Origin of the sequence: Sphingobacterium alimentarium (genome assembly GCF_004342685.1) — a bacterium.
In the GTDB taxonomy this organism is placed as follows: domain Bacteria; phylum Bacteroidota; class Bacteroidia; order Sphingobacteriales; family Sphingobacteriaceae; genus Sphingobacterium; species Sphingobacterium alimentarium.
Window position 1 is genome coordinate 1 of record NZ_SMBZ01000005.1, and the last position, 24,081, is coordinate 24,081.

Here is a 24,081-nt window from a genome sequence, read left to right on the forward strand (position 1 = left end):
GATCCAAAACTAGGTATAGAAACCTTGACAGCAACATAATGAGCCACTGCCGATAGTTAGTTGCCAAGACAAAATCGTTATCTGTTTATATAAAAGCAAATCTAAAGGACAGCAACGGAACTCCAGTAAATGCCCATCCATTAACCGTAAGTGAAGCCGAAATATTGGCAAAGGCTTTACAGACCGATGAAGAAAGAAGCAGAGCATTTTTAAAACCAAAGGGAATTTTGCCGACCAACATTCTGCATATCAATCCGAGCGAAAAAGGTGCGGTAATATGGTACACCAAAGCACAGCAAAGGCAGTTGTATTTTGTGGGTAGTTTGGGCATACCCAACGGAAAGGCACAAGTACCGCCAATGCTTTGGATAGCAAACAAAAACAGCCTTGCAGTTTTTGCCCTTGCCACCAACCGAAGACCTACCGAGAAAACGCCTTTGCATTATGCCCCTTTTTTCAATATCTACGAAAAAGGCAATGTATGTATGGGTACTGTTAGTATCGACATCAAAAATTCGGTTTCGGTTGAGGAATTTATACAGGCGTGGGAACATTATTTTTTCAATTCCTATTTCAGCCATTCATTATGCGAAAATTTGACGAAGAAAAATATTGTAACCCTTTGGAAAGACCTTATCAATACAGATAAACCCTTTCCGAAAGAAGTATTAAAGAAGAACAACAAAACCCTTAAAAATCTATTGTGATGAATACTACAAAAACAGCAATCCATTTTACAGATAACTATCTGCTCAATCCGACAAACCCGATTTCGGTAAACCTTATCGGAGCAGGTGGTACAGGCTCAAAAGTATTGACCGCCTTAATGGAAATAAACGAAAGTTTGATAGCATTAGGACACGCAGGGTTGCAAGTCCGCCTTTGGGATGATGATGTTATCACGAGTGCCAATTTGGGCAGACAGCGTTTTGCAGAAAGTGAAACAGGATTATACAAATCCGTTGCTTTAATCAATCGTTGTAACCGTTGGGCAGGTACAGATTGGAAAGCCAAAACAGTAAAATTTGAAAAGGACAAGTTTGGCAGAATACCCGAAAAAGCAAGGGCAATCATTACTATTACTTGTGTGGATAATGTACAGGCAAGATTTGGTGTTGCTGAAATTCTTAAAGAAATAAGCTACCGCAGACACTACCAAGATGAACCAAAATATTGGTTGGATTTTGGCAACAGCCAAGATACAGGACAAGTGCTACTATCTACTATCGGAGAGATAAAGCAACCCAATTCAGAGAAATACCAAACGGTGGCAAGCCTGCCCTTTGTTACCGATGAATTTGGCGAATTGCTGAAGCAATCCGAACAAGAGGATAACACGCCAAGTTGCTCACTTGCCGAAGCGTTGGAACACCAGGACTTGTTTATCAATTCATCATTGACACAAATGGGTTGTTCTTTGTTGTGGAACTTGTTCCGCAGGGGAATGACCGAATACAAAGGATTTTTTCACAATCTGAAAGATTTCCGCACCCACCCGATAAAAGTTGCCTGACCCGAAAAGTCGGGCGGCAAAAAGACAGATCCTCCCGATGGTCGGGACAGTCTTTTTGCATTTAAAAGGTGCAACCACTTTGTCAAAATGCACCGCTAAACAATTCCCTTTCTTTACATTTTACCAAACAGGTTGCGACATTATTCGTGGGATATTCATTATCCCAATGATTGGTTTTGGCAAAATTGACTTCTTTTCTTTTCACACAGCGACCAAAGAAAAGAAGCAAAAGAACGTCGCTTTATTTCCATTGGATTTTGTCCTAATGCTTGTCAAAGAAAAGTTATATTCAGTAATTTTGTGGCTAATTGATAAGGTCAAGCAAATGGAAACAATACAAATAAAAGGAATAACATTAAATGATATTGAGCAACTGCAACAAATAGGCAGACAGACTTTCTATGAAACTTTTTCGGCAGGAAACACCGAAGAAAATATGACCAATTATTTAAATGAGGGATTTTCCATAGAAAAATTAACGATTGAATTAAGCGACAAAAATGCTGAATTTTATTTTGCGACACTTGACAATACGGCAATCGGTTATTTGAAACTCAACTTCGGACAATCACAAACAGAATTACAAGACGACACAGCACTTGAAATTGAACGTATTTATGTTTTAAAAGAATTTCACGGCAAAAAAGTCGGGCAAATTCTTTACGAAAAAGCAATTGAAATTGCTAAAAAGAAAAATGCCAACTACGTTTGGTTAGGTGTTTGGGAAGAAAACCCAAGAGCAATCAGTTTTTATAAGAAAAACGGCTTCGTTGAATTTGATAAACACATTTTTAAATTGGGCGATGACGAGCAGACAGATATAATGATGAAGCTGAAATTAGCTTAATTACTGTCAAAATATTCTTGTGCAATATCAGCTACTCCCATACTAAAATATCTTCCGCCATTGATAACAGTTTCAATGGCTTTTTTTAAATCGTCCGCATCGCTACCAATGAGTAGATAACCTGCAAAACCAATCTCTAAAAGAGATTTTATGGCTTTTTCACTGTCCTTATCGCTGAAAGCAATCAGTTTTATGGTTGGATATTTTGTTCTCAATTCTTGAAGCTGTGCCAGCACATTCTTGTCGTAAAAATCAAGGTCAATAATACAAACTTTGGGAAGTTCTTTTAATGCAGATAATTGAGATAGTCCGTCTTTAGTGTTTTCCGAACGAAATAATATATCAATTCCAAAATTAAGGAGGTCATTGCTAATTAAGTCAATTATCGGGCTTTTATCGTTGATAAATGCAATGTTGATTTCTTGAAGAGATTTTACAGTGTTCATAATACCAGTTTTAATATTAGTGAAGCCCTGCACAAAAAAAAGACGCAGGCAACTACACTCATCGATACTACGGCACTGGTACGCCTAACCCCGAATAAGCGAGCGCCCACGCCATAACGTGAGCGTTCTTACTTATTGCCTCGGGGTTACAAAAATTACCAGTTTTTAGTACCAAGACCTAAAGCAAAAACACTTTAAGTATTTTCTATATTTTACATAGCAAATATACTAAACCCATTTCGATAGAACCATACTCACACAAAATTTATTACAGACAATGTTTGTTATTGGATATATAATTCTGCTCCAGTATTGTCAAAATATCCGTTTCCTTATAGATAATCTTACCTCCAATCTGTATATATGGTAGGATATTATCATCACGGTATTGCTGTAAAGTCCGTTTGCTGATGTGTAACAGTTTGCACAAATCTTCGCCCGACAGGTATATTTCTCCGTTCATTACAGGACGGTAGTTTTTCAATATACTTTCGATACGGGTTCTTAGCTGCGTTATCATTTCCTGATGGGCAATGATTTCGTCATTATCATACGTGAATAAATCCATTTTCAAGAGTATTGTACGGCTGTCCGGCTTCGAGCAAAGCCTGTACGTCCGATAGTTTGTAATAATTCTTGCGGTTCAGTTTGGAATATGGCAATAACCCTTTATCCTTGTAAGTCTGCAACGTCCGTTTGGTAATTTTCATCATCAAACAGACTTCTTGGTTATCGAGCCACTTCTCCTCTTTGAAAATCGGGGTATATTTCCGTGTGGCATTTTCGGTCATTTCCAAAAGTTCCCTTAGCTTATTCTTCATTCCATCCAGTGCGGATTTTGGTATTGCGATAACTTCCATTTTTCTCTCAATTTTTCTGTGGAAGTCGAATTTATAAAGGCTTTCTAAGCGACTGCACAATGTTGTATCCATTGGCACTAAAAGGAAGTGTTTGGCAGTTTACTACCTCCGTAAACAAATATCGGATAGCCTTTTGAGCTATCCGATTTTTTACTGCTATTTTGAAATATTAATTGTATGTTGACTGGAATGTCCTTAGTTTAATTTTAAAGCCGTTTTTCCAATTAGAATAGTCTGTAATGTCTTGGTCAATTTCTGGTTTATTTGGTAACAATGGAATTGTTGAAGTCCCTCCATCGTGTTCTGTTACGGAATACTTTCCGAATAGGTTTAGAAGAAAATCAACATCTGTTTGCTCTGTAACAATATAACTTGATAAATTACCTTTTTTTAGATGAATGTTTTTAGAAAATCGTTCGTAAGTTTTATTTGATAAAACTTCTTCAACAGAACGTTCTAACAACATTCTAAATCTTTTTCTTGCAGAATCAAGTTTAGTTTCTCGTCCGTGTGCATCAGTTAATATAAGAGCATCGTGTTCTGTTAGTATTCTTCTGATAGAATCGACTCTTTCTTGCACATTTTTAGCTAAATATGGAATCTCGTCTGTAACGATACCACTTATTCCATTGTATTTGTCAATTCCTATTACTGTGCAGTCCGTTGATGTTATTGCTTTATGTGTATCTATAAGCAAACGTAAAAATGACAGGTCGTGAGTAAAGACAACTATTTGTCGGTTTTGTGATAGTTGAACAATTTTATCCGAAATTTTATCCCTATTATCCATATCCAAAGACGTAACAGGGTCATCAAATATTATCGTATTTAGACGATTGTCAATCGTACATTCAGCTAAAAAGTTTGATAAGGCAATAATTTTTTGTTCGCCCTCACTTAAAATTGAGTTGATTGAATCATTAATTCCGTTTAAGCCACATCTTTGATATGTATTTCCTTGACTTGTTCTCGTTCTTGAAATCAAAACTTTACTTGCTAAATCACGATTGAAGAAATTGAGATGGGAAACAAATTCTTGGTGCTGCAAACTTACGGCTTGGTTTTCCATTAGTTCGCCAATTTTGCGTGAAATACCATTGGTGGCGAGTTGGGATTGACAAGTGTTTATCCAAGACCTGTATTTATATTCGTCAAAGTATTGAAGAATAGCCGTTTTGTTGTTAAACAAAAATTCTTTTACTGATAGTTCATTAAGTTCAGAAACTAAGGTGTTTCTATTTTGTAGAAGCTGATTGTTCTGTGCAATCTCGGTATCAATTCTTGGAATTATGCTTGTTATGCTTGGTGTCAGAGTTTGTAAACTTATGTTTAGTTCGCCACCATTTTGCAAAAAAGTAATGATTGAATTTCTGAATGTAGCAACTGAATTAGCAAACTGGTTATAGCTATCTCGAAAATTTGGTATCAACTGCTCTAACTCTGCAAGGTTTTCAATTGGTGGAATGACCAATGAATTGTATAAGTTTAGCTTTCCCTGAACTGTTGAGTTAATTAAATTTAGCTGTGTAGAAACGTCATTTAATACAAATTGATTGAAAGTTGTCAATCTTTGTTGTGCAGTTTCGTCAAGTTCTTGTTGGCACAACACACATTTTTCTAATGAAGTTAAGGATGGGAAATTTTGACCGTCTGAAAGATTTGAACTATGTGCATAATTTCTTGCAGCTTCCCACAAAGTTCGCCAAGGATTTGTGCCAAATCCTTCTAACGTGTTTACGTTTTGTAGTTGAGTTGTCGCAATTTGATACGCTTGATTAACGCTTTCAAAAGTATTTCTATTTGCTATTAGTTCGTTTAAGTTTTGTTCGTTAAATAATGTTTCAATTTGTAAAAATTGTTGTATGTAGCCGTTAATCCGTGTTCGCTGATTGGTTAAGTTTGTAATGTTTTGTTGAGGATTTTGTGCTGTGGTTAAGGTTGTAAGTTCTTGCTTTCTATTGATGTTTGCTTGGCTAAATTGGATGTATGAATCAACGTTTGTTCGTTGTAGATTTTCTATTGTTCCATACCATTGTGCTGTGGAGGTTTGAAGTAAATTTTGTGGCAACCCTGGTTTTTGTGTGTTGTAAGAAGCAACAGACGAACTAAAGGCTTGCGAAATACTTCCAAAGGTCGAAACTAATTTTTCTAAAACATCAATTCCTACAGGTTTATATTCGGTGGGATTTTCATTGTTGATGTAAATATCTCCGCAGTCGTTATCAAAAACAAAAAATGAATTAAGGATAGGATTGCTCGGACTATTTTCTGTCCAAGAAAAGTTAATATTTGAACCATTGTCTTCTACAATAAAATCAACTTGTTGTTGATTAGAAGATGGATTAAAAACATTCTTTTTTAGTGTAACACTTGGATTTCTGCTCCAGCAAAGTTTTCTCAAAATACGTGAGTAGCTTGATTTTCCCGAACCATTTCCACCATAAACTATTGTCAAACCTGTATTGGAAAATTGTAACCCTCCTTGATTGTGTAAGGCACAAATATTAATAGGATTGTTTAAGCTGATTAATTTGGGATAATTGCCACTTATCGCAATTGTTGTTGGAATGTGTGTGCTATTAAGCGGAATAGGGTTTATAGTAATTGTATTGTCACCACATTCTTTTTTTACCAATTGAACAAGTTCGTCAATGTCGTTTTGTGTAAGTGTTGTTGATGCGACAAGTCTTCGTAAAGCATCTTGAACAAACGCTGGTCTGCCTTGCGACCAATTTAAAATATCCTGATATATAGACATTGTTTATAGTATTTAGTTTAGGTTGTAAGGTTGTACTCTACATTTACAGCTAACACATTTATTATCCTACAAAAATAGTTAAATGATAAGTTTAGTTATGATTTATTGTCGGGATTGGCTGCTCTGTTTTAATTTCTTTTTTCTCACGGGAATAAACCCATAACGACAATAGCCCGAATATAATCAGTGCATAGGCTACCCATTTGCCAACCTTTTCAATCAATTTAATGAAAACCGAACTTTCATAAGATGAAAAACCCTCTGCTCCCATAGGGCTGCGCCTGTAAAACTTTCTTCGGTTAATCCAGTAACGAAGTCCCAAGCCTGCAACCAAAAATATTATCCCTATAACCAATGATGCAACCATATCCTCACATTTTTAATTTCACAAGTATAAATTTAAGAAATATTGATGAGCCAGTAAAATGCACATAAGCCAATGCGCTGTAAATAGAAAACGGCTTACCAATCAGATAAGCCGTTTTTATGAAATGAAATACTGCTTTTAATCACTGCTGTTAAATTGAAAAGTTATCTGCTTTTCATTCCCGAAGCTGTCCGAAATCCAAACCTCAAAGGATTGTGATACGGCAGACGTTGACGTATAGTACAATCGAAACTGCTCAGTCGGTAACGGGTACAAATCGTTTGGCAAATACGGCGGTTCATCGTAATACCTTAATGTTCCTTGACCGTCAAACTGAAAGTAGCGGAGAAAATACTGCGTATTGCTGTAATTGCCTGTACGCTGTATAGTAAGGCGTATTTCTACTGTCTGCCCGTTGGCAACATCTTTGGGAACTGGCATCACGTTTACCTCAAAGGGAAAATCGTTCTGTATTTCGAGTTCGTCGTCTTTGCTACAAGATACCAAAGAAACCGAAGCTGTGAGGATTGCCAGCATTACATATATAGGCAGTAATCCTATTCTGAATTTATTGAATATTGCTATCATCGTTTTTACGTTTTAAAAGTTAAACCTTAATCCCACACCCGCTGACGGTCGGAACTGTTCCAGATCCGTACCCCATAAGACCTTTGTACGCCCTTGCAGAACCAATACAAAACGGTCGGACAGGTACGTTTCAAAAGTGAGCCGTCCACCAGCTCCGTAGATAAAATTATCCTCGCTCAAAATCTTTGCTCCGTCATACAACATCGTTTCGCCCCGGTTGATGGTTTCGTAACCGACTACACCTGTTATTCCGAAGTTCAGTGTAATGTTTTTACGGGCATCACCCAGTAGGAAGAAGCTGTAACCGCCCTCGGCAGTATAAGTTTCCTGCGGTATGCGCAGGGCTTTATAATCGTGGTACTGATGTGTGTATTCCAACGCCCAAAGCTGGTAGTTGCCATTTTTGCCGTTTACGGTCATTGCGGCACTGATGTAATAATCATCGCCAATCTTGTCATCGGATAATACACCTGCACTTATTTCCAATCCTTTCTGTTTTGGAAGCATTCTTTGTGCCTGTGTAACCGTGATGGCCATCAAGATGAGCATCACGGTGTAGATATACTTTTTCATATAATTACTTTAAAGGGTTATTAAAATTTCAGGTGCATATCGTCAATCAAACGAGCCTTGATTAAGTCTGAATTTTCGATTTGCAGGGTTTGATGTCTGCCACCATTTTTCTCGAAAATCTCAATCAACAGTACCTTGTCATCGGCAATGGTAAATTGGTCTAACAGGAACACGTTTTGTTCGGTTAGTTTTCCGCCAATCTCGTCCAATGGCTTGTAAGTGCGTAATGGTATCATCGGGCGTTCCTGTACAACTGTACGTTTAGCTACCTTTTTATCCACTACTTTGAAATTCATAAAATCAATCTGAAACGGCACATTGGTACGGTTTCTTAATTCCGTATGGAAATAGTATTTCCCGTTGTGGATGTAAATGCCTTTGAGAATAAACTGAATGCCAAAACTCTTAGCCCCGATATGCTTTACAATACGCTTGTCTTTTTTGTAAATGGTTTCCAACAGCAAGCCTGCCAGCGATGGCGAATTGTTGCCCAATTCCTCAAAAAGCACATCGTTACCGTTGCCTTTGTCCACTGCCTTTTGCATTGTGAGCAGGTCATAGCTCAATGCTTGGGGATAGGAACTGTAATACACATTGAAACTGTAAAAACGCCCGTCATTCGTAATGACTGAAAAATTGGTTTCAGGTTCAAAATCCCTTACCGTTGCTTTTACACGCAACACGTTTTCCGCATCTTCCGCTTTCCCTGCAATCAAGTATTCGCTTCCCAAATCCACGTAACGGATAGCGGTTGGAAAAATCAGGTGTGAAGTCTTATCATAGGTAACTTCCATTTTATACGGTTCTATCTTGCCCAACGCAAGCGGAGTTTTTGCATTTGCACTGTCCTGTGCATAAGATTGTACGGCAAAGCCGAGTATCAGGGCGATTGCCCAAAAGGTTTTAAAATGATTTTTCATTTGTTTAAAAATTTGAGTTCAACATTATTTTTTAGATACAAGGAAGACCTGATGTCCTGCTTTTAGCGTAACCTTTGGGGTTCTTACCTTTTTTGCGAAATAGCCCGAAATTCCCTGTACCACTCCTTTGCTTAAATCTGCGGCAACCTGTTGTCCGGCATTCTGTGTGAGCATTACGCTCGTTCCACCTGTCTGGCTCATATTGCCTGCCATTTCGGTAAGAGCATTCATTTCGGGAGAATACGGAACGTACAAGCCTTGCTGTCCGTCTAAATCGTAAATGGTAATATCTACCGGGATGATATTGCCCTCCAGTTCTATCGAGGTAATCTTTAATTGTAGCCTGCCATTCTGAAATTTGGCATTTGCCGTTACAATCGTTCCTTTTGGAATGGTACGTTGTGGCGTTTGCGCAGGTTCTAATAATCGTAAACGCACACCCGTTTCGCCAATAACAGTTTGAGCATCGTGTACGCAGGCTTTTATACTGTTTTTAGGTTGTACCACCTGCTCCACAGAACCGGCGGTATAAAAACCACGGTTCTTTGTTTCGCTCCAATCGGCTAAAAAAGCACTGTCCGTAGGCTCCCGATACAGGGCTGACACGGTGTTCTTTCTTGCAGGCGTAAACGATACAAAATGCTCCTTTTGGTTAGTACCCGCTGCACCAACTGTACCCGGAGCAGCACCATTTGCAGGGACGGCAGTTCCGGTATTAGCATTCTGTGGAAGATACTTTGCCGCCATTTCGTAGGATTTCTCCATTAGTTTAAGTTGGTCATCTACGGTGGCAACAGGTGGCACATCTTTTTCAGCCAGCTTTTCTTTCATTTCGTCCAGTTGCCTGCGGAGTTCCATTGTTTCCGAATTATTATCCTGATAGAATGAACCCAATGTGCTTTGCATATTTCGGTAGCTGTTCAGCCCAGGATTGCCGTTTCTTCCAGAATTTCTGCCACCCCCACCAAAGTCGTTACTTTCCTCATCTTCAGGAAACTGCTCATCGGTCGGTTCTTCCTTATCTTCCGTATTCCAGTAGTCGGAAAGCGTTGCAAGCGCATTGCGTTTTTCCTGCTCTTTGCGTTCGAGCATTTCCTGCTCATACGCTTTGCCTTTGTCGGCAGGCATTCCCGCTCCGGTAGCCTGTGGCACGGCATCGTTTAGCCCCACATTTTCGGTTGCCTTTTTATCTTCGGACGGTTTAAATATGAGGTACATACAACCCACGAAGACAATCGCCATTAAACCAAAGATTAAGGGCTTTTTGAGCTTTTCCTTATTATTCTGTGTACCGTTTTGAAGCACATCAGCGGTTGCTGTCGGGTTCCCCTCCGTTACCCGAACAACTGATTTTTTGTTCTCATTTTCTTTCATAAATCCTATTTTTTAAAATTGTTGATACTGTGTCCTGCAATCTTGCAGGACTTTCATTCTTTTTAAGAATAGGGTTCTCGATATGCCTGATGTTGATGGCATCATTGGGCTTACCCGTATCGTACATTACTTTGCCGATAACCCCTGCGGTCAGCAAGAGATAACCCACAAAAAAGTACAAGGTATATTGGTGCTGTTTGCGCACTGGCAATGCCTGCCAACGTTCGTCGAGCTTATCAAAATACCTATCCATATTTGCTCTAAATTTTTTCATAGCCTTACTATTTCTGATGTTATAGCTTGAAACGCTTAGGGCTTTTAACCGCCTTTTGTTTCGGTGCATCTTTGACCAATGCCACCGCTTCCACCGCTTTGGGTGCGGATATTACAGACAGGTTTGCCAATTCCGACTTTTTGAGCAATTGCCCAAATTGGTCTTTTCTTGCAACCTCTATTCTGTTGAGAGAAAATTTGCCGTTCAGGTATTTTACCCACATACTGCATTGTACACGTGGTTTGTCATCACCCGACCATTGCAGGTAGCCTGTCAGCAACAAATCTTGTTTAGGCAAAGTATCTGCACCTTTTTGGCAGCTTTCGAGGTAATCGCTGATGCTGTCTTTCAACTTTCCGGCATACGCACCTTGCGTATGGAAATAGCCGTTATATCCTTTGTCGGTAAGGATTTTTGCGAACGTGTTTAAATCTGATAATGCTTCCATAAGATTGTTTTTTTAGCGTTCGATAACTTCTATGTCCCTGTTTTCAACCACTGCAAACTTTTCAATGTTGAAGCCCTGCGGATTGTTGTCGGAACGAACAGAGTTCACGAGATAGCAGGAAGTAATCAGGTTACGCCTGGTTACATTGCTCGAACGGATGATGAATTGTTTGGAGTAGGTGCGTACTGCATACGGATAGGTATCGAAATTGCAGACGACACTATCGACTTCAATGCGTTGCTGTACGTTTCCTGATATGATACGACTGTAATAACCCTTTTCCGACAAGTCCTTGTAATAGTCGAAAGCACTTTTGTCGGCAAGGTTGAACGCTCTGCTCATATTGCTTTCGATAGCATTTTTATCGGGAGCAAGCGTAAAGAAAAGCTCGTGAAAACGTCTGACGTGTTCCCTTGCTTCCACAGGTCGGTTGATACTTGCATCTTGCGATAAGGCGAGCATCAAAGATTTGCCGTTATCCAATACATAGATTTTTTGGCGTTGTTCTTCTGCAAAGCGGTAGGACTGCCATACGGCATATCCTACCACGCCAATGCAGAGAACCGCAAACACAATGGCATATAATCTTATTTGCCTAAAGCTGTTTTCGATATTTCTTAGCGTTTTAAATTCCATTTTTAGAATGATTAATTGTTTATTTATTCATCAGTTTACCGCCGATGTTTCCAACTGTTGAACCTGCACCTGCTCCAGCGATATTTCCTGTTTTCATTGCAGCTTGGTTTACGTTGCGGGTAAAGTTTCCTGCGCCTCCGGCTTGGATTACCCAACCTGTCACTGTCGGTATTGTGAAGTATCCGATGATGCCGATAATCATAAATATGATGTACACCGTATTGCTCGTATCAGGTATATAGGTCGGGTCGGCAAGCATTGCTATATCTCTTTCCAGTATGAGGGATTGTATTCTTGCCAGCATCGAGCTGAACAAATCGGAAACAGGAAGCCAGAGATATACGCTGACATACCTCGTGATCCACTGGGTGAGCGTGGACTGAAATCCGTCCCACACGGAAATAGCAAAAGCTATTGGTCCGAGTATGGAAAGGACTATCAGGAAAAACGTCCGTATAGTGTCAATAACCAAAGCCGCCGCCTGAAAGAGTATTTCCAGTAAATTGCGAAACCAATCCTTGATGGCTTTCTCTATTTTGTAGGCTTGCCTGTCCATATACATTCCCGCCATTGTACCAACGTCCGATGGCGACCAGCCTAATTCGTCCAGTTTTTTATCAAACTCATCGTCTGATACCATATAGGCGGTTTCGGGATTTCGTACCATTGCTTCATATTCCAATTGGTCTTTCTGCTGTTGCAGCTTGTTCAGGTCAAGCACCTGGTCTTCGAGTATTTGGTGGGTTCCTGTAACCACCGGACTTAGTACCGCATTGATGGTTCCCAACACGATGGTTGGGAAGAACATTATACAAAGCCCCAAAGCGAACGGACGCAACAACGGAAACACATCAATAGGTTCAGCACGGCTTAAAGCCTGCCAAACCTTTAATGCCACATAGAACAACGCTCCCAATCCCGCCAAACCCTTAGCTACTGCCGCCATATCGCCTGCAAGCGGCATCATATCGTCATAAAGCGAACGCAGGAGTTCGTGAAGATTATCCCATTCCATAGTTTACCAGTATTTTTGGTTAGCAGTTCCATAGAGTTCAAGCACTCTTTGGGCATCGTTTTTCTTTTTCGCTCTCAGGTAGCTTACAGAAATGTTCTTATTGGTGTAGTATCGCACAAGGCTGTGGTAATGTTTTACCTCTTTGTACACACGGTCGATGATGTCCATACGCTCTTTGTCGTTTAGCGAAAGGCTTGAAGAGGTTACAATCTGTTTCAGCTCTTTGAGCAGTTCGGTGCTTTCGTTGAGCAATGCCGAGTAACCATTGCCGATAGCAACCAATTCCTGTGGTGTGAAATTTGGGTCGTTCATCATCTTGCCAAAATTCTGCACGTATATTTCGGACACGTCGCCTACTAACAGCACGGTTTGTTGCACTTTTCGGGCATCTTTCACAAGGTTGTTGATGGCTTTCAGCTTGTCGTAATATTCCTTACCCTGGTCGTACACTTTCTTCACTTCGTTGAAGTTCTTAACCACATTACTCACGGTGGAAGAAGTCTGTATGATTTCGTTCGCACTGTTGATAATCCCTGAAGCCAGATTTGCAGGGTCAGTTACTACAAATTGGGCTTTCGCTGACGGTGCTACGGCGAGCATTAGTGCCGTACACACCAGATACAATACTTTTTTCATTGTTTCTGAATTTTAAAATGTTAATGACTATTGATTTACTTTGTCCCGCCTTTGCATTGCGATATGCTTAATGGCGAGTTCTACATTGCCGTCCAGTTCAGCAGCAAGCTGCATCACTTCCATTTTTTCGGTTTCTTCGGTCGTGTAAGCGTAGGATAAGGACCCGGCGCCTTGCCATATTGACTATGGTAGGTTTCCAAGAACTCTCCCCCGAACCGTACGTACCTGTCTCCAGGTATACGGCTCTCCATCAATTTATTCAGTCTAACTTGCCTGCGTGTATCTTATCGTGGCATTTTGAGCATACTGCCAAGGTTTTTCTTCTCCTTGCACTCATTCGTTTTTCCCAGTCTTGCTTACCTTTCAGGTCTTTCAATTTGCGTATATGGTGCATTTCCAATTTCTCGTTGGCACCGCATAATTCGCATTTCTGGTTTTGCAACCTTGTTATAAGGCTGTTTCTTCCTCCTGTAATGGTAACTGTGACAGGTAAACTATCCACGTAAGCACCACGGGCAGCTTTTTGGCGTTTGAAACCCTCTTTGTAAAAGCGTCTGTACATTATATCTCCTTTCCTGTTTTTGTAGGGAATGGAAAACACTCCGTTGATACATCTTTTAGTCTTTTCCTGACTGATTGAAGTTTGGTATTTCAGTGCATACGTTTTGTACATACTGTACTCCAAGATGTAAGAAAATGACTGGACAAACGAGCTGTTGTTGGCAATTGAGTAATAATTGTAAAAGCCCCGTATTTCAGCGTTGTACTGACTGATGATTTCTAAGTCATCCAAGTCTTTCATGAAATAGCGTGAGCGTGGTTTCCAAACTTCTGTGCCTTTTTCATTTACCAATTTCATGGCATTATAGCTCAGTAGCTTTTTCTTCATCACGTCTGCTGTGACACGGAGTACAATCTTATCTCCGAAACATCTTACGGTTCTACCGTGCTTATCTCTCTTGGATTCATCGGAGTTTCGCACGGAGACATCAAAGCCTAAGAATTTAGCTGGTTTCTTAGCATTAGTCACCAAGGTTTTTTCATCAGACAGTTCAAGTTTCAGCTTTTCATCAAGGTAAACCTTGATGTCTTCCTTTATCTTTTTGCAGTCTTCTTTGCTACCTATGACCCCGATAAGAAAATCGTCCGCATATCTAACGTATTTTAACTTTCTGAAACTGCCATCCATCTTGTCATAAGCTGGATATTTGTTTCTTTCCTGTCTCAACTCTTTGATGTACTTAATCATCTGCTCTCTGACAGTTTCGTCTGTCTCACATTTGAGTTTCTTGGCCAAGCGGTATCGTCTCTGTTCGTGTACCCTGTACTGGCGTGTTGCCGTAGTTCTTTTACCCTTATCGAAGTCCTTGATATAATCCTTGACATATTTATCGAGTTTATCAAGGTAAATGTTGGCAAGGATGGGGCTTACAATCCCACCTTGCGGTGTGCCACTGTATGTTTTGTGGTACACCCAATCTTCAATATACCCTGCATTGAGGAACTTTCGTATCAACCGAATGAGCCTGTCGTCAGCGATACGCTCCTTTAGAATACCAATCAATATTTCGTGATTGATATTGTCGAAGAAGCTTTTTATATCGCCCTCGATGAACCACCGTACAGCAGTGAATGACTGTTGGACGCTTAATAGGGCTGTGTGACAGCTTCTATTGGGTCGGAACCCATGTGAAGTATGCTCAAAGCTACCCTCATAAATTGCTTCCAATATCATTCTGATAACCTCCTGCACTAATTTGTCATCAAAAGATGGTATACCAAGCGGACGTTTCTTCCCGTTCTTTTTCGGAATGTATGTCCTCTTGGATGGGTTTGGCTGATAGGTCTCGTTTCGCAACGATGCAATCAGCCTTTCAATGCGGCATATACTCATTCCGTCGATGGTCTTTCCATCAACTCCTGCTGTCATATTGCCTACTTTACTGTAGATTTTCTGATAGGCGATAAAGTACATCTCTTCATTGAACAGAACCTTGTACAGCCTTTCGAACTTATAGTCCGTGTTTCTGCTGTGCCTTATTAGACTGTTCAATACTCTTTCTGGATTTCTCATAATGTCTCTCACATTTTCCGTTAATCGTATTAAACTAAATTGACTGTCTCCCTTCGCCATGTACAGGGCTTTCCCCTGCTCGGACTACTACGGAGACTCCGTTGCCGTATCGGATATTCAGGAGCTTTTTCCATAGCCACGCCTGTGGCATTCCGACTTAGGCAATCCCCATTTAGACATATAGCAACTATTGGCACGTTAGATTGTCGGATGCGATGTTCGCCCTTTTCTGCTTATTGCAGTTACGTTGTGGTCTGTTTATGCTATCACTACTACCTGTCATTAGGATATTACCACAAAGTGACGTTGGTAACTGTCTTCCGTCACTGCCTAAGAACTGACCGTTCGGACTGTCGTTCAATCAATCAAGACTTCATCCTTATATCTAACTTTTCAACTCGCCATTCAGTCGCAACACGACAATTAGTTGACTTATGGCTTTTCCGACATGCTACACTCCCCGTCGGGTTTCCCGTTCGGATAAGTCGGCTGTTGATGGGCGTTATAAACACTTGCCCAGTGGTTGCCAAACCACATTCACTATATGCCCTTATGGGCGCACGAGGTATTCCTCCAAACTAACTTCGGTGGCATAGACTGCCGATTGCGTACCACCTAAGCCAATCCAAACCTCTTTGTAAAGTCGGCTTGCATCGTTGTTCATATTGATAGAAAGCACTTGTCCTTTCTCTTTATCCGTCAGTCCGAGCATCGCCTGTATATCATCGAATTTGTTCATATACTTGCGTTGGTCTAAGAGGATTTTACAGTCGGAATTGTTGATGATACTTTCTTTCACAATGGGCGACTGGATAATATCATCGACCTCTTGTGTTACGACAATTGCTTCTCCGAAGAATTTGCGGACGGTCTTAAACAAATACTTGATGTATTCTGCCATTCCTTCTTTAGCAATCGCTTTCCACGCTTCTTCAATCAGGATGAGCTTGCGGATGCCTTTCAGCCTACGCATCTTGTTGATAAAGACCTCCATAATGATGATGGTAACTATGGGAAAGAGGATTTTGTGGTCTTTAATCGCATCAATTTCAAACACGATAAAGCGTTTGGAAAGCAGGTCTAACTGCTTATCGGAGTTCAGCAAATAATCATACTCGCCACCTTTGTAGTAAGGTTCGAGTACGTTGAGAAAATTGGCAATGTCAAAGTCCTTTTCCCTTACCTGCTTTTCCTCCAATACCTTACGGTAGTCGCCTTTTACATACTCATAGAAACCGTTGAAAGATGAGTAAACATCTTCCTGTTTGATGCGTTCGATATAACCGCTTACAGCATTGGAAAGGGCAACTTCTTCTGAACGGGTTGGCGGTTCATCGTCCCGTTTCCAAAGCGTAAGTATCAAAGTCTTGATACTTTCACGCTTTTCAATATCGAACACGCCATCATCGGTATAGAAAGGATTAAAAGCAATCGGGTTATCTTCGGTATAAGTGAAGTAAACACCGTCCTCGCCTTTGGTTTTCCCTTTAATGAGTTCGCATAAACCCTGATAGGAATTACCCGTATCTACGAGCAGGACGTGAGCACCCTGTTCGTAATACTGTCTTACCATATGGTTTGTAAAGAACGATTTACCCGAACCCGATGGACCAAGTATAAACTTGTTCCGGTTCGTGATAACCCCACGCTTCATCGGTAAATCCGATATATCCAAATGGATAGGTTTTCCGGTCAGGCGGTCAGCCATTTTGATACCAAACGGAGAGGGCGAATTGTGGTAGTTGGTTTCTTCTGTGAAGAAACACAACGCAGGCTCAATGAACGTATAAAAACTTTCCTCACTCGGAAAATCGCCTGCATTGCCCGGCATTCCTGCCCAATACAGAGTAGCCACGTCCGTAGTGTTGTGGCGAGGCTTACACTCCATTAGTGCCAACGCACTACCGCAATCGTTCTTTAGCTGTTTGAGTTCCGCAGGGTCTTCCGACCACGCCATAATGTTGAAGTGTGCCCTTACAGAAGAAAGACCGAACGAATGTGCTTCGTTCAGATACTTTTCTATCCACTCTTTGTTGATTTGGTTGGCACGGCTGTAACGAGCCAGTGAGTGCATATTCCTTGCGGATTTCTCAAACTTTTGCAGGTTGTCTTCGCTGTTATCCAAAAACAGATATTGATTGTAGATATGGTTACAGCTTAACAGCAAGCCCACAGGTGCAGCGAATGACAGACGGCAGTCGCTACGGTCGGTAGATAGCTTTTCAAAACGGGTATCTGCCGATACCGTTCCGGGTAGGTCGTCCGTGTCCGAAAGCGTGTGCAGGCTTAACCTTTTGTTCCCGATACGGACTTCTTCTGTTCCGAGTGCGATGTCCTGCATAGGTGTTCCAGCATCCCTCGATAGCGTAAGGTATTGTTCCAGTAATCCCTGCTTTTCGTCCGTTCCGATAATATCATCTTCGGTAAGGCGTTGCAGGGTTATAAAACCGCTATCGTTTACGATACGCTCAAACTGTGCCACCGCTTCCATAAAGCGGTGTATCGTTTCCTTGTTCCTTATTTCCTTTGGTATCAGCGAACCTTTGCAAAGCGATGAAAAATTACTTTGCATACGCATACGCTCTTTGGTTGTCTTGGTTAAAAAGAGGTAGCAGTAATGGTTTAGGAACGGTCGCTCATTAAAATGGCGTTGGTAGGATTTTGCCAAAAAACTTTGGTTGTCTTCTGCCAAATCGGGCGCATAGCTTTCTTTGATATACCAATCCTGTTTGTGAATGACCGTAAAATCCGGCAAGGTCTTAATAGCCTTATGCCAAGCGGAGTGAATGGCTTCATATTCCGCAGAAGCTACGGTAAACAGTTCCGGCAAACGCACTTCAAAACAGGCGGTAATGTCTGCATCTTTGGAAAGGATGCAGTTGTTTTCTACTGCCAACAACGGAAATTTGTTTTCCAGCGTTGTCGTTTTTGCAACGTTTCTCATAGGGCATTCGATTTAGGAGTGAATTTTAAATAGCGGTGTACTGGCTTGCGACAAATGATATGGCGGGGATGCCTTTTACTAGCCGCTATCTTCATTAATCCGTGTTCGCCGTACTTCCTGTTCAGCGAAAAGGTTTGCCACACAATCAGCGAAGCACCGCCTGCTCCGAGAAACAGGCAGATGTAAGAGTTTACGCCTGCCATATACAGTATCATCACGAAGATGAGTGTACCGAGTAGTCCGCCAGCGAAGATGAAAAGGTATTGCGCTTTCAAACCTTTAAATTCCACCGTTCTTCCGATGCCTTTGTTTATGTTGTAATTGTTCATAAAGCAAAGGATTAAAGGAAGAATGAACGCAGGATAGTAGCAGCCACGATTAAGAAGATACACGCACCGAACCAGCTCGCCGCAGTTTTCGATGTATCGGGGTCGCCCGAACTGAATTTGTTGTACACCTTAACACCTCCGATTAGCCCGACCACCGCACCGATGGCGTAGATTAATTGGGTTGCGGGGTCGAAATAAGACGTCACCATTTGGGTTGCCTCGTTGATACCTGCCGAACCGTTTCCCTGTGCGAACGCACCAATTCCTGACAGCATAGCCACGGCTGCCAGCAAAACTTTTTTTCTCTGTTTTTTCATAATTGAAACACATTAATTTGTTACTGTTATCCCGCACCTTGCGGTCTTTCGGGACAAAGGTGTTTCAGAAATGAAGGCGTTATAACAAAGTGGCAGTCAGAGGAAGTGTTTGGCGGTGAGTGGCTTTATTGGTTTAATTCGAATTACTTCGTAATAAAGTTTTTCCACAATTTGGATTGCTATGAAATATTTGCATAAATTTGACACAATATGTCAACGGAAGTTATGTCAACAGAAACAATAGGAGAAAAATTAAGACACATCCGAGAGGAAAGGGAACTACCTCTGCGGAAAGTTGCAGCCTTACTGGATATTGATGTTGCTATTTTAAGTAAAATGGAACGAGGGGAACGGAAAATAACAAAGGAGATAATACTGAAACTTGCAGATATATATCACTGTAACTCAGATGAACTTATGGTTTCATTCCTAAGCGACAAAATTCTATATGAAATTCAAGATGAAGATTTGGGTATGAAAGCACTGAAAGTGGCAGAGGAAAGAGCAAAATATATAAAACAGAATAAGAAGAAATGACAATAAAGCAACTCATAGAAAAATATTCTGCTGACAGAAAATATTACTTAACAAACAAGTATAACGAAACACTGCTTCGTAGTGATTTCTTAGACCCATTTTTCGAGTTGTTGGGCTGGGATATTAAAAATAATGCAGGAAAATCAACCAACGAAAGAGAAGTAATTTTAGAAGAAGCATTAAAAGCAAATGCTTCCGAGCATTCAAAAAAACCAGATTATACTTTCCGCTTGTTTTCTGAAAGAAAATTCTTTTTGGAAGCAAAAAAACCTTGCGTAGCAATTGAAGCAAATAACGACACAGCTAAACAAGTAAGGCGGTACGGCTTTACAGCCAAATTGAAAATTTCCGTTCTTTCAAACTTTGAATACTTAATCATTTACGACACTTCGGTAAAAGTCGATGAAACCGACAATTACAATAAGGCATTAATCAAAAAATATCATTATACCGAATATGAAAGTAAGTTTGAAGAAATCAAAAAGCTATTGGGTAAGGACGCAGTGTATTCAGGTGCGTTCGATACCGAATGGCAAACTATTGAAAACAAACTAAATCAATATTCAATTGATACACTTTTTCTACAACAATTTAACGAATGGAGAAAGTTATTAGGAAGTGAGATATATAAACACGACCCTAAAATAAAAGAGCAGGAATTAAACGATATTGTTCAAAGCTATTTGAATAGGATTTTGTTCTTGCGTGTTTGTGAAGACAGAAATTTAGAAGATTATCAAACGCTTTTAGCCTTTGCCAACACAAGTGATTTTAAAGCATTAATCAAAAAATTTGAACAAGCTGACAAACGCTATAATTCAGGATTATTTGACCAGTTACTTAAAGATAAAATTGTAGAAAATATTAGCTCTGCATTTTGGACAATTATTAAGCAATTGTATTATCCAGAAAGCCCTTACTCATTTAGTGTATTTTCATCCGATATCTTAGGTAGCATTTATGAGATTTTCTTATCTGAAAAACTGACTGTACAAAACGGAATAGTTGAATTGGTAAAGAAGCCTGAAAATGTGGATAGAGATATTGTAACTACGCCAACATTTATCATCAATGATATTTTGCGGAATACGGTTTTACCAAAATGTAAGGACAAGACCGACAAAGAAATTCTGAAACTGAAATTTGCAGACATCGCTTGCGGTTCAGGTGCATTCTTATTGGAACTTTTTCAGTTGTTGAATGATATTTTAATTGACTACTATTTAAAAGCAGACAAAACAAAACTTATTCAAACCAATATCAACACTTACAAACTTCCTTTCAAAATAAAGAGAGAACTATTATTGAATTGTGTTTACGGAGTTGATAAGGATTACAATGCAGTAGAAGCTGCAAAATTTGGCTTATTACTCAAATTATTGGAAGATGAAAATACATCATCGACCAACACAAGCAAACCAGTTTTACCTGATTTATCAATTAATATTTTCTTCGGAAATAGTTTATTAAATCCAACACAAGTTGAAAAGAAAAACCAAACAATCATCAATCCGTTTGATTTTTCAAAACTTCGTTTTGATGTAATTATTGGTAATCCGCCTTATATGAAGTCGGAGGATATGAAAAATATTACACCGCTTGAATTACCGCTTTACAAAGCAAATTATACGTCTGCTTACAAGCAGTTTGACAAATACTTTTTGTTCCTTGAACAAGGTATAAACTTGTTAAATAATGATGGTGTTTTAGGTTATATTGTTCCAAGTAAGTTTACTAAAGTTGGTGCAGGTAAAAAATTGAGAGAAGAGCTTTCAACAAAAGGTTATTTGCATTCAATCGTTTCGTTTGGTGCTAATCAGGTTTTTGCAGACAAAACAACTTATACTTGTTTGCTGATTTTAAACAAAACATCGCAAAAAACTTTTCAATATGCAGAAGTAAAAAGCCTGAAAAGCTGGAAAGTTCGTGAACCAGAAGCTGTAAAATATGCTTCTAAGAAAACTGAAGAATTAGACAATGAAGTCTGGGTTTTAGTTCCACCCGAATTAACCAATGCTTACAACAACATCATTGCCCAAAGTTCCAAACTGATTGCTTTAGTTGGTAGCGAAAATATTTTTAATGGTATCCAAACAAGTGCTAATGACATTTACATCTTCATTCCAACGAAAGAAGATGCGAAGCATTATTATTTTTCCAAAAAGGGAGTTGATTACAAAATTGAAAAGGCGATTACCAAACCTTATTTTCAAACATCATCAGGAGAAGACAACCTATATACCTACAGAACTTTCAAGCCAAATGCGAGAGTTGTTTATCCTTACCAAAACACGAAAAAAGGTATTGATATAATTCCACTAACAGAAATTCAAATGAAATACCCGCTTGCTTTTGGCTATTTACAGAAACATAAAGCAAATCTGAACAATCCGAAAAGAGATATTAAACCAGAACCTGCAACAGCAAACGAATGGCACCGTTTCGGAAGACAACAAGGACTAAGCATTTCGGATAAAAAAGAAAAGATAATACTTGGTGTATTGTCGAGTGGCGACAAATATGCAATAGATAATTACGGAACGCTTTTTACATCGGGCGGAACAGCAGGCTACTGTGCAATTACAATGCCTGATAATTTCGATTATTCCACATATTACATTCAGGCAATACTAAACTCAAAATATGTTGAGTGGTTTGTAATCTTAACAGGCGAAGTATTTAGAGGAAGTTATTTTGCAAGAGGCACTAAAGTCCTCAACAATTTGCCTATTCGCACCATTGACTTTGCGAATGCGACAGAAAAAGCACTTCACGACAAAATTGTTGAAACACAAAAAGAAATTATCCGCATACAAGACCAAATAGACGTGAATGTAGGAAACAAAAGGACTTTGACACCACTACAGGGACAATTTACAAGAGAAAAAGCAAATTTAGAAAAGCTGTTAGCCAAATTATATGATTTAGGCGATGACGATTTATTAATCCCTTTAATCAAAGATTTGTATGAAACTAATTGAGAACGCAACAGCCGAAAAATTAAGGGGTGGATTTTATACACCTGAACCCATTGCGGAGTTTATTTTGCGTTGGGGTACTAATGGTAGTAACAATTTTGACATACTTGAACCGAGTTGTGGCGATGGTGTATTCTTGGAACAATTAAAGAATTTAAAATCAAAATACAATTCCATTACAGCCATTGAGTTTGACGAAGTAGAAGCAAAAAAAGCCGATAAAATTGAACTTAAAAACAAGCAGGTAATCAATGATGATTTTCATACCTACTGCAATAACACAGAAAAGCGTTTTGATTTAGTGGTGGGTAATCCACCTTATATCCGCTTTCAGTTTTTCGACAGAAATCAGCAAGCAGAAGCAGAAAATATTTTTGTTAGAGCAGAATTAAAATATTCCAAATTGACCAACGCTTGGGTTTCATTCGTGGTTGGTTCATCCCTTTTGTTGAAAGACAAAGGTGGAAAAATCGGCTTTGTTTTACCAGCAGAAATCTTACAGGTTTCCTTTGCTTTGCAATTGCGAAAATTCCTTGCTCATTTCTACAACAAAATCAATATCATTTCTTTTGAAAAATTAGTTTTCCCTGATATTCAGCAAGAAGTTGTTTTATTGCTTTGCGAAAAGAACGGAACACAGGAACACAACATTGAACACATCGAATTAAAAGATGCAAACGAATTAAAAACGCTTGACACAGCAAGATTAAAAAGTCCTCAAAAGAAAATTGATTTCAAATCCAACAAATGGACTTTCTATTTTTTAGAACAGGAAGAAATTGACTTTTTAGAAACCATTGCGAAGAAAAGAAACATTGCAACACTTGGAAAGTACGCAAACGTTGAAGTCGGTATTACTACAGGAGCAAACAATTATTTTACAGTTCCGCTTACTACCGTTGAAGAATATAATCTTTACGACTATGCCAAACCGATGGTGGGGAGAAGTGTGCAAGTAAATAGTGTTATTTTCACAAAAGAAGATTGGGAAAAGAATAAATTTTCCAAAGCCAAAGCACATTTGTTAGCGTTTCCTGACAGGCAAAACCTTGACCAAAACAACGGAGCAGTGAAATATATTGCTCACGGAGAAAGTTTGAATATCCATAAAGGTTATAAAACAGGGATTAGAAATAATTGGTTTGTAGTGCCGTCCTTAAAAATTTCCGATGCTTTGTTTATCAGGCGAAACAACCTTTATCCAAGGTTAATCATAAATGAAGCAGAAGCCTACACAACTGATACTATGCATCGTGTTTTTGTAAAGCCTGACACCGATATTAAGGCATTGACTGCAAGTTATTACAATTCGCTTTCATTAGCATTTACAGAAGTTTCAGGACGAAGCCACGGAGGAGGCGTATTAGAATTAATGCCCAATGAAGCAGAGAAAATATTACTTCCATATCATAAAGACAATGCAGAAATGTTGTCAAGAATTGATGAATTAATCCGAGACAAAACAGACATTGAAGAGGTATTAAAAATAACTAATGAAGTAATCTTAAAACAGCATTACGGCTTGACGCAAAAGGAAATTGATTTGGCTCATAGTATTTGGAAAAAATTGTCTAAACGTAGGTTAAATAGAGGAAAAAAAATATAATAAAGGGCAAGCATCAGAGTAAGGAGATGAGAATATAAACT

24 protein-coding genes are annotated in these 24,081 nt (G+C 39.5%); 6 read left to right on the forward strand and 18 right to left on the reverse strand.

Annotated features, from left to right (window positions below; all coding sequences use genetic code 11):
• Positions 1-164: 164 nt before the first annotated feature.
• The 3 genes from EDC17_RS03170 (at position 165) to EDC17_RS03180 (ending at position 2,360) form a co-directional block, all read left to right on the forward strand.
• Positions 165-707 (forward strand): prokaryotic E2 ligase family D protein, encoded by a 543-nt coding sequence (locus tag EDC17_RS03170; protein ID WP_243645993.1) that lies wholly within the window; start codon positions 165-167, stop codon positions 705-707.
• The gene (locus EDC17_RS03175) at positions 707-1,513 is read left to right on the forward strand and encodes a PRTRC system ThiF family protein (RefSeq protein ID WP_078781158.1); all 807 of its coding nucleotides are present in this window, start codon (positions 707-709) and stop codon (positions 1,511-1,513) included. Before EDC17_RS03170 ends, EDC17_RS03175 begins: the two co-directional genes overlap by 1 nt.
• A gap of 265 nt (positions 1,514-1,778) precedes the next feature.
• The gene (locus EDC17_RS03180) at positions 1,779-2,360 is read left to right on the forward strand and encodes a GNAT family N-acetyltransferase (RefSeq protein ID WP_243645999.1); all 582 of its coding nucleotides are present in this window, start codon (positions 1,779-1,781) and stop codon (positions 2,358-2,360) included.
• Here EDC17_RS03180 and EDC17_RS03185 read toward each other — a convergent pair.
• The 18 genes from EDC17_RS03185 to EDC17_RS03280 form a co-directional block, all read right to left on the reverse strand.
• The gene (locus EDC17_RS03185) at positions 2,357-2,806 is read right to left on the reverse strand and encodes a response regulator (protein WP_078781157.1); all 450 of its coding nucleotides are present in this window, start codon (positions 2,804-2,806) and stop codon (positions 2,357-2,359) included. The two genes, EDC17_RS03180 and EDC17_RS03185, sit on opposite strands and share 4 nt — an antisense overlap.
• 268 nt (positions 2,807-3,074) lie before the next feature.
• Positions 3,075-3,374 (reverse strand): helix-turn-helix domain-containing protein, encoded by a 300-nt coding sequence (locus EDC17_RS03190; RefSeq protein WP_132776720.1) that lies wholly within the window; start codon positions 3,372-3,374, stop codon positions 3,075-3,077.
• Positions 3,355-3,666, reverse strand: a complete 312-nt coding sequence (locus EDC17_RS03195) for a helix-turn-helix domain-containing protein (protein ID WP_132776721.1) — start codon at positions 3,664-3,666, stop codon at positions 3,355-3,357. Before EDC17_RS03195 ends, EDC17_RS03190 begins: the two co-directional genes overlap by 20 nt.
• A gap of 169 nt (positions 3,667-3,835) precedes the next feature.
• Positions 3,836-6,424 (reverse strand): AAA family ATPase, encoded by a 2,589-nt coding sequence (locus tag EDC17_RS03200; protein WP_132776722.1) that lies wholly within the window; start codon positions 6,422-6,424, stop codon positions 3,836-3,838.
• A 91-nt stretch (positions 6,425-6,515) separates the two neighbouring features.
• On the reverse strand, positions 6,516-6,791 hold the full coding sequence (locus EDC17_RS03205; RefSeq protein ID WP_132776723.1) for a molybdenum ABC transporter permease: 276 nt from the start codon (positions 6,789-6,791) through the stop codon (positions 6,516-6,518).
• 138 nt (positions 6,792-6,929) lie between these two features.
• A complete protein-coding gene (locus EDC17_RS03210) occupies positions 6,930-7,379 on the reverse strand; it encodes a DUF3872 domain-containing protein (RefSeq protein ID WP_132776724.1) in 450 nt (149 codons plus the stop codon).
• Positions 7,380-7,391: 12 nt separating this feature from the next.
• A complete protein-coding gene (locus EDC17_RS03215) occupies positions 7,392-7,952 on the reverse strand; it encodes a conjugal transfer protein TraO (protein WP_132776725.1) in 561 nt (186 codons plus the stop codon).
• Positions 7,953-7,972: 20 nt separating this feature from the next.
• Positions 7,973-8,872: a conjugative transposon protein TraN gene (gene traN / locus EDC17_RS03220; RefSeq protein WP_132776726.1), complete on the reverse strand. Its 900-nt coding sequence runs from the start codon at positions 8,870-8,872 to the stop codon at positions 7,973-7,975.
• Positions 8,873-8,896: 24 nt separating this feature from the next.
• Positions 8,897-10,246 carry a conjugative transposon protein TraM gene (gene traM, locus EDC17_RS03225; RefSeq protein WP_132776727.1) on the reverse strand — a complete coding sequence of 450 codons (1,350 nt, stop codon included), beginning with the start codon at positions 10,244-10,246 and terminating at the stop codon, positions 8,897-8,899.
• Positions 10,233-10,520: a hypothetical protein gene (locus EDC17_RS03230; protein ID WP_034867760.1), complete on the reverse strand. Its 288-nt coding sequence runs from the start codon at positions 10,518-10,520 to the stop codon at positions 10,233-10,235. The genes traM and EDC17_RS03230 overlap by 14 nt, the downstream gene beginning before the upstream one ends.
• A 19-nt stretch (positions 10,521-10,539) precedes the next feature.
• Positions 10,540-10,968: a hypothetical protein gene (locus EDC17_RS03235; protein ID WP_132776728.1), complete on the reverse strand. Its 429-nt coding sequence runs from the start codon at positions 10,966-10,968 to the stop codon at positions 10,540-10,542.
• A gap of 12 nt (positions 10,969-10,980) precedes the next feature.
• Positions 10,981-11,604 carry a conjugative transposon protein TraK gene (gene traK / locus EDC17_RS03240; protein ID WP_132776729.1) on the reverse strand — a complete coding sequence of 208 codons (624 nt, stop codon included), beginning with the start codon at positions 11,602-11,604 and terminating at the stop codon, positions 10,981-10,983.
• Between the two features lie 19 nt (positions 11,605-11,623).
• A complete protein-coding gene (traJ, locus tag EDC17_RS03245) occupies positions 11,624-12,619 on the reverse strand; it encodes a conjugative transposon protein TraJ (protein WP_132776730.1) in 996 nt (331 codons plus the stop codon).
• 3 nt (positions 12,620-12,622) lie between these two features.
• A complete protein-coding gene (locus EDC17_RS03250) occupies positions 12,623-13,255 on the reverse strand; it encodes a DUF4141 domain-containing protein (protein ID WP_132776731.1) in 633 nt (210 codons plus the stop codon).
• 259 nt (positions 13,256-13,514) lie between these two features.
• Entirely contained in the window at positions 13,515-15,329 is a 1,815-nt protein-coding gene (locus EDC17_RS03260; RefSeq protein WP_165894356.1) for a reverse transcriptase domain-containing protein, read from the reverse strand.
• A 550-nt stretch (positions 15,330-15,879) separates the two neighbouring features.
• Complete coding sequence (locus tag EDC17_RS03270) at positions 15,880-18,273, reverse strand: TraG family conjugative transposon ATPase (protein WP_132776734.1); 2,394 nt, start codon at positions 18,271-18,273, stop codon at positions 15,880-15,882.
• The gene (locus tag EDC17_RS03275) at positions 18,270-18,602 is read right to left on the reverse strand and encodes a DUF4133 domain-containing protein (RefSeq protein ID WP_078764756.1); all 333 of its coding nucleotides are present in this window, start codon (positions 18,600-18,602) and stop codon (positions 18,270-18,272) included. Before EDC17_RS03275 ends, EDC17_RS03270 begins: the two co-directional genes overlap by 4 nt.
• A gap of 11 nt (positions 18,603-18,613) precedes the next feature.
• On the reverse strand, positions 18,614-18,919 hold the full coding sequence (locus EDC17_RS03280; RefSeq protein WP_034867769.1) for a DUF4134 domain-containing protein: 306 nt from the start codon (positions 18,917-18,919) through the stop codon (positions 18,614-18,616).
• A 210-nt stretch (positions 18,920-19,129) separates the two neighbouring features.
• Here EDC17_RS03280 and EDC17_RS03285 point away from each other — a divergent pair, with 210 nt between their 5' ends.
• The 3 genes from EDC17_RS03285 to EDC17_RS03295 are packed head-to-tail and all read left to right on the forward strand — an operon-like array spanning position 19,130 to position 24,040.
• Positions 19,130-19,456, forward strand: a complete 327-nt coding sequence (locus EDC17_RS03285) for a helix-turn-helix domain-containing protein (protein ID WP_201443582.1) — start codon at positions 19,130-19,132, stop codon at positions 19,454-19,456.
• Complete coding sequence (locus EDC17_RS03290; protein ID WP_132776735.1) at positions 19,453-22,437, forward strand: Eco57I restriction-modification methylase domain-containing protein; 2,985 nt, start codon at positions 19,453-19,455, stop codon at positions 22,435-22,437. The genes EDC17_RS03285 and EDC17_RS03290 overlap by 4 nt, the downstream gene beginning before the upstream one ends.
• Positions 22,424-24,040: an Eco57I restriction-modification methylase domain-containing protein gene (locus EDC17_RS03295; protein WP_132776736.1), complete on the forward strand. Its 1,617-nt coding sequence runs from the start codon at positions 22,424-22,426 to the stop codon at positions 24,038-24,040. Before EDC17_RS03290 ends, EDC17_RS03295 begins: the two co-directional genes overlap by 14 nt.
• The last annotated feature ends 41 nt before the right edge of the window (positions 24,041-24,081 follow it).